Raw genomic sequence first — 13,920 nt, 5'->3', positions numbered from 1 at the left:
AAAGCGCATACATAAAGTGGAGGCTCGTGTAGATATCGTATTATACAAATAACTTATACGTTAGGAGCATTCGATGATGAAAATGTTAAAATCGAAAAAAGTCATCCCATTTGCCTTAAGTGCTATGCTATCTTTCTCTCTGCTCCCCCTGGCTGCACCTGCGTTTGCGGCAACTCTCTTAACCGATAACTTTGAGTCTTACAGCAGCTTTCCCGCTGGAACTTGGACGAACGCCTCTGGAAACGGTTCATGGAGCATCGCAACAGACGGCAGTAAAGTAGCTTCTCAAGCGTCGACTGCATCCAACACGTACATTGTTACCAACGGTACCTCCTCATGGAGCAATTACACATACTCTGCGAAAGTAAAAGTGGGTTCTACTAGCGTACGCAACGGAATTGTTGCTCGTTATACGAACAGTAATAACTACTATTTCTTAATTTTGTATAATGGGAATCTACTCTTAAATAAAAAAGTAAGCGGTTCCACAACGACGATTCAGCAGGTGTCTTTTACCGCAAACACTTCTACCTTTTATAATCTGCAGCTAGTAGTCAATGGAACATCTGTGCAAGGTTACGTGAATGGCACCTTGATGGTTCAAGGCACGGATACCAGCTTGACGAACGGCGTTCCTGGCTTTTATGCCAACGGCGCTGCCGAGTTTGACGATGTTTCCGTAACAGACAGTGCCGTCAGCGACACGCAAGCGCCGACAGTGCCTACGGGCTTGTCTGCATCAGCGGCTTCAAGCTCCCAAATTAATCTGACATGGACGGCCTCAACCGATAATGTAGGTGTAACAGGATACGATGTTTATCGCGGAGGATCGCTAGTCGGCTCTACAGCAACAACGACCTACAGCGATTCAGGCTTAAGTGCTTCAACTACCTACAGCTACACGGTAAAAGCGAAAGATGCTGCAAACAACATATCCGCAGCAAGCTCCCCAGCCTCAGCGACAACGCAAGCGAGTGGTGGAGGCACGGTTGTGAATGTTTCAACGTCTGCTCAGCTGGTTTCCGCGATTAGCAGTGCGACAGCAGGAACGACCATTGTGCTGGCTAACGGCACCTATACGAATGGCGGTAATTTCAGCGTAAGCGGTAAAAATGGAACAGCAGCGAACCCGATTACGATCAAAGCGGCCAACCAAGGACAAGCAGTCATATCCGGAGGCGCTTATTTCATCGTATCGAATTCTTCCTACGTGGTGATCGAAGGGTTGAAATTTACGAACACCGGCAATACCGCGGTAAAGTTGGATCAAAGCAACAATGTGCGAGTAACGCGAAATACATTTGCCTTGACCGAAAACGGAAATTCGCTCAAATGGGTGTACATCGGCGGCGCCAACAGTCATCATAACCGAATAGATCACAACGAATTTGGACCTAAGCATGATTTGGGCAATTTCATCACGGTCGACGGGTCTTCAACGCAAATTTCGCAGTACGACACGATCGAGTACAATTACTTCCATGATATCGGACCTCGTGCAACGAATGAAATGGAATCGATTCGGCTCGGTGTGAGTACGCTGTCGATGTCAGATGCATTTGCGACGATTCAGTACAATCTATTTGAAAATTGTGATGGCGACCCGGAGTTTATTTCGGTAAAAAGCGGTCATAACACGGTTCGCTATAATACATTCCGCAACTCCCAAGGCGTCCTATCCTCCCGCCATGGACACGCGCAAAGCTTTTACGGCAACTTCTTCCTCGGCGACGGGGTGAAATCAGGTATTGGGGGCATTCGCTTGTATGCCAACGATCATAAGGTTTTTAATAATTACTTTGAAAATTTGACAGGCAGCGGCTTTGCGGATGCGATTAACGTGGACGGAGGGGATTTTGACGGCGGTCCGAACGGCGATACGTTCACCAGCTCAGACCTCAGTAAACACTGGAGAGTTTACCGGGCCCAAATTGTAAATAACACGATAGTAAACAGTACAACGGGTATCGTAATCGGCGGTAATTATACGCAAGCTCCGGTGGACAGTACGATTGCCAACAATATTGTGAAAAATGTCTCGGGAACGCTCTACAATGAAGTGAAAACAAGCAATACGGCATTCTCAGGTAACATTGGCTTTGGCTCCACATTGAACAATAAGTCCAGAACAAGCGCTGAAATCAACAATGTGAATCCATTGCTGACCGCATCCGGGGGATTGCAGAAGCTTAGCTCGTCCAGCCCGGCGATTAATGCTTCAACTGGCTCGTACACGTTCGTAACGACCGATATGGACGGTCAATCCCGAATAGGTGTGAACGATGTCGGCGCGGATGAATACGCCACTAGCTCGGTTACGAATGTTCCGCTTACAACTTCGAATGTGGGACCGCTTGCACCATAGTCCCTCCTATTTACGCGAAGTTAACTTAGTTACCTCGAAGTAACTCATTTTCTAACACCTGGCAATCAGTTATACTCATGGAGGTAGGGCATGTACTGATTACAAAGGAGGCTTATCAAGTGGGTACCAATGAGAAAATAGGCGGCGGAGGCTTTCACCACCTCGCGTTAAGAGCGAATGACTTTGAAGCGACGGTCAAATTTTATACCGAAGGCTTAGGTTTTACAGTAAAGACAAGCTGGGGCGAAGGCGATAAAAGAATTATATTGCTGGACTCCGGGGACGGTAATTATATGGAAGTTTTTGCTGGAGGAACAGGTGAAGTGAAACCCGAAGGTTCCTACTTCCACGTTGCTTTCCGCAGCAATGATGTAGACAAAGCTGTTGCAGCGGCGGTTGCCGCTGGCGCGATTGTGACTGTGGAACCGAAGGATGTTGTATTAGGCAGCAATCCGTCGACACCGGTTAGGATCGCCTTTGTTAAAGGCTTGAATGGTGAAATCCTTGAATTTTTCCAAAGCACGGGAGAAAACCCGTTGTAATATAGCGAGCTCTCCTATTCAGATCTACTGAATTGGAGAGCTTTTTTTTGCAATAAAGAGGGGGTATGATACAATTTTGACGAAAGATGAGCCTGTTGGAGGGAAACGATGAAAGCATTAATATTTAAACAATTTGGTGGGCCGGAAGTGCTTCAGTATGAAGAAATCCCTGACCCAAGTTTAACGTTAGGCCATATTTTAGTGAGAACCAAGGCGATAGGACTCAATTTTGCAGATGTTTATCGTAGACGCGGAAACTATCATTTGGCTGGAAAGCCGCCTTTTATACTAGGATATGAGGGAGCTGGGGTCGTTGAACAAGTCTCACCGGATGTGGAGCATATTCAAGTTGGTGACCGTATCGCCTTCTGCGACGTTCCTTTCGCGAACAGTGAACTAGTCTCCGTGCCTGTTGACCGCGCAATACCAGTGCCATCCGATATTACATTCGAACAAGCCGCTGGCATTCTTCTTCAAGGCATGACGGCGCATTACTTACTCAATGACAGCTATCCGGTGAAGGCAGGCGATGATATTGTCGTTCATGCTGCGGCAGGTGGCGTGGGACAAATATTGATTCAACTCGCCAAGAGCAAAGGGGCAAGGGTCATCGGTTTGACCTCCTCGGCAGCCAAACAGGCCGCCGCGCTACAAGCTGGCGCGGATGTCGTATTCGGCTACGACACGGAGTGGGTGCAAGAAGTGATTCAATTCACGGAGGGTAAGCAAGGTGCTGACGCTGTTTACGATTCCGTTGGCTCCACATTAATGGACAGCTTTGCGGCTGTGAGAACGAAGGGGACGGTCGTTTTCTATGGCATGGCCGGAGGAGATCCGCCGCATGTAGATCCAAGAATGCTCATGGATACTTCCAAGACACTAACAGGCGGCGATTTGTGGAACCATGTGACCTCTTTGGCCAATCGAATTGAGCGTGCACAGGCGCTATTTCAAGCGCTGCGTGAGGGAACCGTTCAAATGGGCGGCCTGACGAGCTTTCCTTTGAAGGACGGCGCTGATGCGCATCGATTCATTGAAAGCAGACAGAGCACCGGGAAAATTTTGCTCATCCCATAGATCATAGGGCCATCGCATCGCGAAGTGAACGATCATCTTCGCGATGCGATGGCCCTAATTGATTAGTCTCATTCAGCACCTATACAGCACCTCGAAATAGAGGAACTGTAGGACTCTATATATAATTCCCTCTGCGAACCTCCAGCCCTTGCTCGGAATACCTCGCAACAAGTTCATCGTCGGCTTCAGCATCCGTGATCAATAGATCAATCTCCTTCAGAGAAGCAAATGAAATCAGCGCAGTCTGATCAAATTTCGTATGATCGGTTAGAAGAATCTTTTTCTTCGAAGCTTTGATCATTCTCTTCTTCAGCTCCGCTTCATCCCGGTGAAATACGGAGATACCCCGTTCCAAGTCAATGCCCGTGCATCCAAGGAACGCAATATCCGCATTCAGTTCTTCCACCATCTGAATGGCACTAGGCCCGATGATCGAATAAGTGCCTTTGCGGCGGTATCCGCCTAACAGGCATAGCTCGATATGATGGCTTTCGGCTAAGGTGCCGGCAATCTTGGTATCATTCGTAATCACGGTTAAAACGCGGTGTTGGATGAGCTTCGCAAGCTCCAATGTCGTTGAGCCTCCGTCGAGCAGGATGATTTGGCCGTCCTCAATCCATTGATAAGCTTCTGCGGCGATCTGTTCTTTTTCAGCCTGCTGCCTGACCCTTCGTTTATGAATGGGCAGCATCGAATTCGAGCTTTCTACGAGAACGGCTCCACCGTGCACTCTTTTCAAAATACCGGAAGCCTCTAATTTCTCTAAATCCTCGCGAATCGTCTTTTCAGTTACCTGGTAGGCTTTGCTCAGCTCAGATACCTTTATTGAACCTGCCTGATTCAGCAGTTCGATGATTTTGGAATGTCTAACCTCGGATAACATCATTCTCCCGCCTTCTATCTTTTTTTCAAAAAAGTTGCAACGTGCATTTGTGTTTGTTCTTGTTTGTTTGATTGGTCATTTGAGTATATCAAAATTGGCAGCAATAATATACCCAAGTCGACATAAAGAAAGTCCCTAGGCAATCCGCTCAGAATCAGGTATCGTGTTGAGATTGACACATCGGAGGGCGGAAGCGAGGAATCATGATGATGCATCTTTGGACAAAGCTTACGGACATTAAGCTGCCCTTTTGGGTCATGTTTATGAATACGTTCAGCATGGCGGTTGGCTTTTATATGATGATTCCGCTGCTCGCTTCGTACTTGCTGCACGATTTGCTGCTAAGTGTGACGATCGTTGGCGTGATTTCGGCAATTCGCAGCCTTAGCCAGCAGGGTCTTTCTGCCTTTTGCGGCACATTGGCTGATCGGCTGGGGTATAAGCGGACGATTCTGATCGGGTTGTTTATTCGGACGTTTGGTTTTGGGATGTTCGGCTTCGTTGATCATGTGCCAGGCTTGATTATTGCTTGTTTTTTTTCCGGTTTGGGGGCAGCACTGTTTCAACCCGCTAGCTATGCGTACTATGCAGCACTTTCGACACCACACAATCGGATGACCGTGTATGCCATTCGTGAAATGCTGAGCAACATGGGGTTTGTTGTGGGGCCTGTGCTAGGCGCACTTTTAATGGGATTTCATTTTAAATATGTGAGTTTGACGGCGACGCTGATTTTTGTCTTTTCCTTTTTCTTAAGTCTACTTTTATTGCCGCAAATTACAAATGAACAAAAACCGCAGGACGCACGAATGCTGCCGCAGATGAAGAAAGTGCTTCAAAACCGTGCCTTCCGCCGCTTTATGGTGTTCACCATGATAGCGTGGTCGCTCGTCGCACAACTCTATATCGCTGTCCCGTTCCGCGTGAATCAGATTGCGCCGAGTGCCAATATCGGACTGATTTACTCATGCGGAGCCATCGTAATGGTGCTGTTGCAGGTGCCATTTGCCAAGCTCGGCCAAGCGAAAATGCAGCCTTTCGGCGTGCTGTCACTCGCAACATTGCTTCTTGCTGCAGGGCTATTCACCATCGGGATGACGGGGTCTATGATCGGGATTTATGCAGGGGTTATCGCGTTCATGATCGGACAAGTGTTTCTGCAGCCAATGATGAATACGATGGTATCTGAATTTGCAGGGAGCGGGAGCATAGCCAGCTATTTCGGTTTCAATAGTTTAGCGTTGTCCATTGGCGCTATGCTTGGTAATGTAGGAGGCGGTTATTTGTACGATTTGGGGACGGTGCTTGGCTGGCGCGCTCTTCCTTGGATTTGTTTCTTACTATTTGGCCTGATGAATATATGCTTTATGCTAAAAGAGCAAGGGCGCCGGACGGACTCGAAAACGGTGTCGACGTGAGTTAAGAAATGGACCTGGCGCAGCTTTCATTTGGCGCGGGGTCTTTTTTATTTTGAACAAATAGTCCATGCACTTGCTCATCCTATACATTCAACCTAGGCAAAAACCATGTTATTCTAAGGTTATAAGACAACCAAGGGAGGCAAGAAATTGCTATGAGCATGAACAAGTTGAATATTGGTGTAATTGGAGCAGGTTCGATTTCCGAAATGCATTTCGAGTCCTACGCGAAACAGGCAAATGCTAATTTGTACGCTGTGTGCGATCTTAACCGCCAGAGAGCTGAGGATAAAGCAGCAAAGTATAACGTGGAGCACATCTACACGGAATATCGCGAATTGCTCGCTAACCCAGAGATAGATGCTGTTAGTATTTGTACATGGAATAATACACATGCTGAGATAAGTATTGCGGCCTTGCGCGCAGGCAAACACGTTCTCGTAGAGAAGCCGCTTTGTAAAACCGTGGAGGAAGCGCTGCGTATTCAAGACGCTGTCCGCGAAACAGGGAAAACGCTGCAAGTAGGCTTTGTCCGTAGATATGATGCCAATGCTCAGCTGGTCAAATCATTCATAGACAAAGATAATTTAGGTGAAATTTATTATGCAAAAGCATCCTGTCTTCGCCGTTTAGGCAATCCTGGTGGTTGGTTCGCGGATACGGAACGTTCTGGCGGCGGACCTCTGATCGACATCGGCGTGCATGTCATCGACTTATGCTGGTATATGATGGGCAGACCGAAGCCGGTTTCCGTCAGCGGGAATACGTATAATAAGCTCGGGAACCGCGCGAATGTTCGCAATCTCTCCTTTTATAAAGCGGCTGATTATGATGTTGATCACAATACGGTTGAAGACATGGCAAATGCATTGATTCGTTTTGAAAATGGCGCATCGCTGCTGGTTGATGTCAGCTTCACGCTGCATGCCAAAAAGGATGAGATCGCTGTTAAGCTATATGGGGACAAGGGTGGCGTGGAAATTGAGCCTGAGCTTGTTTTTGTAACGGAAATGAACGATACGATTCTGAATATGTCCCCACAAACAGATGCGAAATCAATTAACGTGCCGCAAGCTTTTCAAAATGAAATTAATCACTTCATCGAGAGCTGCCAAACGGGCAGTACACCGATAAGTCCTGTTGAAGACGGCGTTAACATGATGAAAATGTTGTGCGGCATTTATGAGTCGGCTGCAAAAGGCCAAGAAATCAAATTATAGTCCGGTAGAAACTAGCATGGAGGTACTCACATGAAATTGGGCGTTAGTACGTATAGTTTATTTCAAGCGCTGAAGTCCGGCGAAATGGATATTATGGCGGTCATCGATTGGATTGCAGATCAAGGCGGTGAGCATGTTGAAATCGTGCCGCTGGGCTATGATTTACCCGGTAATTTTGAATTGGCGGATCGCATTCGCGAGAAGGCGGAATCACGCGGCATCGAAATTTCCAATTACGCGATTGGCGCTAATTTCCTAACGGATTCCGAAGAGGCTTACCATAAGGAAATTGAGCGGGTAAAAGGTGAAGTTGATCTTGCGGCGAGACTTGGCGTCAAAAAGATGCGGCACGATGTCGCGCAAAGCGCGGACCGTTCGATTGCAAATTTCAATAAGCAGCTAGATCGTATGGCGGAAGCCTGCCGTCAAATTGCCGACTATGCCCTGACTTACGGTATTACGACAAGTGTTGAAAACCATGGGTATTTTGTTCAGCACAGTGACCGGGTTCAAGCTTTAATCCAAGCCGTAGACCGTCCGAATTTCCGGACGACATTGGATGTGGGTAATTTCATGTGCGCTGACGAGAACTCAGTTGCAGCCGTGAAAAATAACATATCCTATGCATCAATGGTCCATATCAAAGATTTTTACTTGCGTCCGTCTCACCAAAATCCAGGTCAAGGCTGGTTCCAAACCTTGCAAGGTAATTACTTGCGCGGCGCTATTGTGGGACACGGGGATATTGATATGAGAGCAGTGCTCCGCGTTATCAAAGACTCTGGTTATGACGGTTACATTTCCTTGGAGTTTGAAGGCATGGAAGAGTGCAGAACCGGAACGTTAATAGGGTTGCAAAACATTAAAAGATTATGGGAAGATATGGAATAGGTAGAGATTCATAGCTATGTGAAAGGTGTTGACAATTCGAATGAATCCAATTGGTATCATGGTGGACAGTCTCCGACTTGGCGTGCGGGACGGTTTGAAGAAAGCGAAAGAGCTTGGTGCAGATGGCGTGCAGATTTACGCAGTCTCAGGCGAGATGGACCCGGCGAATCTATCACCCGGAGCACGCAAGGAGCTGAAAGACTACATCGCCTCGCTTGGGCTTGAAATCTCAGCATTGTGCGGGGATTTGGGTGGGCATGGTTTCCAGGACGCTTCTGTGAATGCGGAGAAAATCGAGAAGTCGAAGCGTATTCTAGACCTTGCCGTTGAGCTTGGGACCAAAGTTGTCACAACGCATATCGGTGTCGTGCCTGATCAAACGAACGATCCGATCTATGAGACGATGCACCGGGCATGTGAGGAATTAGGGGTATATGCCAAAAGCTTAGACGCTTACTTTGCCATCGAAACGGGTCCAGAACCTGCTGCGCATTTGAAAAGCTTCCTGGATTCCCTGTCTACCAACGGAGTTTCAGTGAACTTCGACCCTGCGAATATGGTCATGGTTACAGGCGATGATCCTGTTCAAGGTATTATCACTCTGAAAGATTATATCGTCCATACGCATGTAAAAGACGGTGTCCGCTTGCGTCAAGCTGATCCGCGCGAAGTATACGGCTCATTAGGCTACAAGCCGATGAGTCATGAGCAAATCGCCGAGGCTGCAACGTCCGGGCCGTATTACCGCGAGCTTGCGCTAGGCGAAGGGAATGTTGATTTTGCGCGTTACTTCCAAACGCTGCGTGACATTGGCTACAAAGGCTACTTGACGATTGAACGCGAAGTTGGGGAGCAGCCGGAGAAGGATATCGCTAGCGCCATTGCATTTATACGCAAATACCAAGCATAAAAGATGGGACCGAGGATGGGACTGAGGATAAGATATTATCTTCGGTCTTTTTTTTGATCTAAGAATGTCTTTTTGGGGTAACCGAAGGTTGCCTTTTTTGTGTTTGGGAGGTTGTGGGGGATGGGATTTTGAGCAAGCACGCTTGAGATTAGTGTGGTTTGATCACCCAGCGAGAGATAAGCGGCGAAAAGCACGCGTTAGCGTTGAAAAACAACGTTACAGCGTTGGAAACAACATTGCAGCATTAGGAGTAGCTTAGCCCCATTGGACAAAATCCAATGAAAACGCCAATCACGCACCTAATTTGCTCATTTCATTGGAAGAAATCCAATGGGACTGCCATATTTGGCGCTACAGCACCACGATTCACTGATCTCATTGGATTTCATCCAATAAGATCGCTAATCGAGCTTTCAAATCACTGTGTTCATTGGATTTCGTCCAACGAACCAATCCGCCAACCGATCCAACCCCAAATAATAGGGGACTTCTGGACTTTTCCCCACTTTTTTAAGACAGAAGCCCAAGCCCTTATGCGTTTATAGATGGTAAAGTGGTTCTATAAACCATATTCTTATGGGCTTGTGTATATAAAAAGGAGCTGAATTTTCTTGACGATCTCAAACACTGCGCAAAAGGTTTGGCAGGAAATGATACAAGATCACAGTGGGAATTGGGGCATGGATATCCAACATTGGGATTGGGTGCCGGGTGTAGGTTTGATCGCGATGCTTGAGTATTATGAAGCCGCGGGTAAACCCGAAGTGCTGTCTTATTTGAAGGATTGGGTCGAGCAGAATAAGGAGAAGGCGAAAGGGACGAAGGTTATTAATTCCATTGCCCCGTTTGCTATTTTCCCTGCACTTAGCCGGCTTCAGGATGACGTATGGTACAGGGATGAAGCGATCCGGATCGCCGAGTGGATGATCAACGAAGCACCTCGTACGCGAGAGATGGCCTTTGAGCACACGGTGACGGAAAATGCGGTATTCTCAGAGCAGGTGTGGGCAGATACGATTTTTATGGCTGTATTGTTCTTGGCCCGGACCGCTTCGCTTGTTGGGAGCACGAAATATGCCGAGGAGGCGCTGCAGCAAGTGCTCATTCATCTCAGCGTGCTGCAAGATGAGAGCAGCGGTGTGCTGTTCCATGGGTGGAACTGCGACTCCGCCGACCATATGTCAGCTGCACGATGGACACGAGCGAATGCGTGGGTTGCGGCAGGTATTCCGCTGATCGTGAAGGAAATCGCCCCCCTCGTTCCTATTCCTGATGAACTCACAATGAGATATGAGCGCTTGATCGCCGGTCTTATTGCTTATCAGCAAAAAGATGGTTTGTGGAGCACAGTTATGGATCATCCGGAATTTTACCGGGAGGTTTCCGGCAGTGCAGGAATCGGCTATGGCATTCGGAAGGCGATGGACCTCGGTCTCATCGAGCGAAATGACCGATATCAGGCAGCAGCTAAGCGGGCGTTGGCTGCAGTACTCTCCTCCGTTTCGGAGGATGGTGTAGTTGCTGGCGTATCTGGTGGCACTCCTGTGATGAAAAGCATTGCAGCTTACCAGGAGATTCCGCAGTACCCGACTTTGTACGGGCAAGGACTTGTGCTCATGCTGCTAGCAGACACATGTCGGAATCAAGGAGATAGAGATCATGAGTAAAGCAACCTTGATAGAAGATTTGCAAGTATGGGAAAACGCATATGTCCCGGCAAAAAAATTGGTACAGATGCCTTTGACGGCGACTTATCATACAGCCTTGAAAAGAGAGTCGCATCCAGAGGTGCTGGCTTTGTATCCATCGATGAGCTATGCGTTTGCTTTGCTGCAGCACGGGGAAAAGGCTGGAATTGAAAGGGCTGCTGATATTTTGCGAGTCCTTCTTCCATTGCAGGACAAAGATGCATCGCGTGGTACGTATGGGATTTGGCCTTATTTTTTTGAGGAAACGCTCGATGAAATGGATCGCCCGGATTGGAACATGGCGGATTTCCACGGGAAAAAGCTTGTTTTAATCTTGAAGTTGTACGCGGATCTGCTGCCGACAGATGTGGTGGAGCAAGTTCGCGAATCCGTTTTTCATGCGTGCCAAGCGATTATTAAACGTAATGTAGGACCGCACTACACGAATATTGCCATTATGGGAGCTTTTGTCACGCTAGGAGGCGGAGAAGCACTTCAGGATGAAGAGATTCGGGACTACGGTTTGCAACGTTTAAAGCGATTTTATGAGTTCACGAATGGTATCGGTGCATTTTCTGAGTATAACAGTCCATGCTACACGCCGATTGCCATTCAGGAACTATACAGTATATATAAAAACACCAGTACTGCTGAAGCCATCACGATGGCAAGCGAGCTGCTAGATCTTGCTTGGCGCATGATTGCTAGACATTACCATGCTAGCACGCAGGAGTGGGGCGGCCCGTACAGCCGTACGTATAATACGATGTTAATGGAACGGGATCGCAAGTTTTTAAACGCAGCACTTAGCGAAGATCAAAGCGGAGACATAGAGGGCATCAGCTGCCCAAATCACTATAAGGCGTATTTCAAAACAGCGGAGGAACGCTACTTCACAGAGCCTACGCTGATGGAGTCTGAGACAGGTTATCAGTGCTATGCGACAACGTATCAAAATGAGAGATTTACCTTGGGCAGCTATACCCATGGGAGTATGTGGAATCAGCGGCGGAACCTGATCGGCTTTATTGATGCCGGCAGCGGAAGGAAGGTTTCCTTATTGCTGCAGTTTTTAAAAGACGGCAAAGATTTCTGTTCGGCGATCTTCACAGGGGTCCAGTCTCGCGACGAGATCCTGTACGGGTTTAATTTAGCCACTGATAATGGCGCTTGGCATCAGGATCTGGACATCATTAACGGAAGATTCCAAGCGAGTGACCTGCGAATCCGAATCGCCTTAGGCGGCGATGTGGAACAATTGGAGCTGCCAACCGTTCAGGAAGGGAAAAGGCTGCAGACCGTTATCGGCACGACTAGGTTGAACTTGGAAGCGATTCTTGAAGAATCGGATTATGGGGCATTAGAAGCGAAGGTGGAGCGAGAGCCAGGCGCTTTGAATTTAGACTATGTGATCTATGCGGGGATAACGCGTGATTTTGATTTCCACGAGCTGCAAAAAGCCGTGTGGATGTTCATGCTCTCCTTAGGCGAGGAACAGCAGCCGCCTAAGGTCGAGCTTACGCCGCAGGAGGGAGCTATTACGGCAGAGACTGGGCATGGCGAGAACCGCATGTCGATTACACTGCCGACCAGACCAGGGAAAACCGGCGAATTGTACCGAGGCACCGTTGCACAGCTTCCTAACTCCTTGCTTCGGACACTCAAATAAAATAAACAAGTCAGAAGGTCTGAGCAGACTTTCTGGCTTGTTTTGTTTGATGTTGTAAAATTACCCTCGAACAGCGCTTACTGTTTCCTTGCGATATTGCTTGGGAGTGCGAGCTGTGCCTTTTTTGAACACGCTAAAAAAATGCGAGATATCGCCAAAACCCGTAGCCGCTGCGATTTCGGTGACAGGGAGGTCCGTTTCTGCCAGCAGCCGTTTCGCCTTATTCAATCGATAATCAGAGAGGAACTGTTTCATCGTGCTGCCTGTGGTTTCCTTGAACAAGTTAAACAACCGGGAGCGCGAAACGGGAAAAAGCTCAAGCAGGTCGTCGACATGCAATTCCTCTTGATAATGCGCAATCAAATAGGAAAGCACATTACCGATCAGCTGTTCATCCTCCGACCTATGGGAGCCAGAATTTGCAGCCTCGTTATGCAGGCCAAGCAGCAGGAGGAAAAATTCTGACAGACATTTCAGCACATTTAATTCGAAATGCGGCTCCTTATCTTTGAGCGTTTGTTCTAGTTCAGCAAGCAGCATTTGAAGCTGATCCAGCTGCTGAACAGTTAAGAAGTGATGGCTCGATTCGGGATGCATCGCTTTTAATAATCTGGAGATCGACAAGTCTGTCGTTCGGCAAAGCGCGTGGAGCCCTTCCACATAAGATTCATCAATGGAAAGGACGTACCTGTGGAAATCCTTGTCTAGCATATGAAATGAACGATGAATAACGCCTGGTTGGATGACTGTCAGTGTGCCGGCATGCAATGGATACAATTGATCGCCGACAATGTAAGAACCCGTCCCTTGGAGCACAAAGTAAAATTCGTATCCATTATGAGCATGCAGCAGGTGTTGATGAAGCGGCGATTTGCGAAGCTCACAATGCACGGGATAATTCGCCAGAAAATGATTCGTAAAGTCGTCAATGGCGTAAGCACGGACTGTCGCAGTAATCGTTTTGCTCACGAATTTCGCCTCCTTGTTGTCACTAACTGCACTTACTATAAGAGATTGGCTTGATAAAAGACAAGCTTTTAATGAAGTGATCAATCCTTCTCCTGCAGGCTAGTTGGGAACTACAGGCCGCTATTCCCCTGAAATAGCCTGTATTCCACTTCCAAAGGGAACTACGGTCTGCTATTTCACCATTTTTCCACGATAAACGTGCCGCGGTGGCCAGATAAGACCCCACAGTTCCGCTCGAAGAAGAAAAGGCTCGTTTTCCTCTGAATAAGGGACCACAGTTCCCTTAAG

General features: G+C 47.8%; 11 protein-coding genes. 9 read left to right on the top strand and 2 right to left on the bottom strand.

The window, feature by feature from the left end:
* Positions 1-76 precede the first annotated feature (76 nt).
* The 3 genes from AC58UW_RS00120 to AC58UW_RS00110 all read left to right on the top strand — a co-directional run bounded on the left by AC58UW_RS00120 (position 77) and on the right by AC58UW_RS00110 (position 3,984).
* Positions 77-2,365, top strand: a complete 2,289-nt coding sequence (locus AC58UW_RS00120; protein ID WP_497418693.1) for a chondroitinase-B domain-containing protein — start codon at positions 77-79, stop codon at positions 2,363-2,365.
* A 119-nt stretch (positions 2,366-2,484) separates the two neighbouring features.
* A complete protein-coding gene (locus AC58UW_RS00115; RefSeq protein ID WP_497418692.1) occupies positions 2,485-2,907 on the top strand; it encodes a VOC family protein in 423 nt (140 codons plus the stop codon).
* 108 nt (positions 2,908-3,015) lie between these two features.
* Positions 3,016-3,984: a quinone oxidoreductase family protein gene (locus AC58UW_RS00110; protein WP_497418691.1), complete on the top strand. Its 969-nt coding sequence runs from the start codon at positions 3,016-3,018 to the stop codon at positions 3,982-3,984.
* A gap of 115 nt (positions 3,985-4,099) precedes the next feature.
* Here the strand turns inward: AC58UW_RS00110 and AC58UW_RS00105 are convergent, their stop codons facing one another.
* Positions 4,100-4,870 carry a DeoR/GlpR family DNA-binding transcription regulator gene (locus AC58UW_RS00105; RefSeq protein ID WP_497418690.1) on the bottom strand — a complete coding sequence of 257 codons (771 nt, stop codon included), beginning with the start codon at positions 4,868-4,870 and terminating at the stop codon, positions 4,100-4,102.
* Positions 4,871-5,070: 200 nt separating this feature from the next.
* On the opposite strand from AC58UW_RS00105, the gene AC58UW_RS00100 reads away from it, so the two are divergent.
* From AC58UW_RS00100 to AC58UW_RS00075, 6 genes are all read left to right on the top strand, one after another.
* Positions 5,071-6,285, top strand: coding sequence for an MFS transporter (locus AC58UW_RS00100; protein ID WP_497418689.1), 1,215 nt, complete (start codon positions 5,071-5,073; stop codon positions 6,283-6,285).
* Positions 6,286-6,446: 161 nt separating this feature from the next.
* Positions 6,447-7,505 (top strand): Gfo/Idh/MocA family protein, encoded by a 1,059-nt coding sequence (locus tag AC58UW_RS00095; RefSeq protein WP_497419303.1) that lies wholly within the window; start codon positions 6,447-6,449, stop codon positions 7,503-7,505.
* A gap of 30 nt (positions 7,506-7,535) precedes the next feature.
* The gene (locus AC58UW_RS00090; protein WP_497418688.1) at positions 7,536-8,396 is read left to right on the top strand and encodes a sugar phosphate isomerase/epimerase family protein; all 861 of its coding nucleotides are present in this window, start codon (positions 7,536-7,538) and stop codon (positions 8,394-8,396) included.
* Positions 8,397-8,436: 40 nt separating this feature from the next.
* Positions 8,437-9,306, top strand: a complete 870-nt coding sequence (locus AC58UW_RS00085; protein ID WP_497418687.1) for a sugar phosphate isomerase/epimerase family protein — start codon at positions 8,437-8,439, stop codon at positions 9,304-9,306.
* A 611-nt stretch (positions 9,307-9,917) separates the two neighbouring features.
* Positions 9,918-10,973 carry a glycoside hydrolase family 88/105 protein gene (locus tag AC58UW_RS00080; protein ID WP_497418686.1) on the top strand — a complete coding sequence of 352 codons (1,056 nt, stop codon included), beginning with the start codon at positions 9,918-9,920 and terminating at the stop codon, positions 10,971-10,973.
* Positions 10,966-12,663 carry a DUF8769 domain-containing protein gene (locus AC58UW_RS00075; protein WP_497418685.1) on the top strand — a complete coding sequence of 566 codons (1,698 nt, stop codon included), beginning with the start codon at positions 10,966-10,968 and terminating at the stop codon, positions 12,661-12,663. The genes AC58UW_RS00080 and AC58UW_RS00075 overlap by 8 nt, the downstream gene beginning before the upstream one ends.
* A 60-nt stretch (positions 12,664-12,723) precedes the next feature.
* On the opposite strand, the gene AC58UW_RS00070 is transcribed toward AC58UW_RS00075, so the two are convergent.
* Positions 12,724-13,632, bottom strand: a complete 909-nt coding sequence (locus AC58UW_RS00070; RefSeq protein ID WP_497418684.1) for a helix-turn-helix domain-containing protein — start codon at positions 13,630-13,632, stop codon at positions 12,724-12,726.
* Positions 13,633-13,920: the final 288 nt, after the last annotated feature.

The sequence above is a fragment of the Paenibacillus sp. J22R160 genome (assembly GCF_059692135.1).
This window is presented reverse-complemented; position numbering and strand designations above follow the sequence as displayed.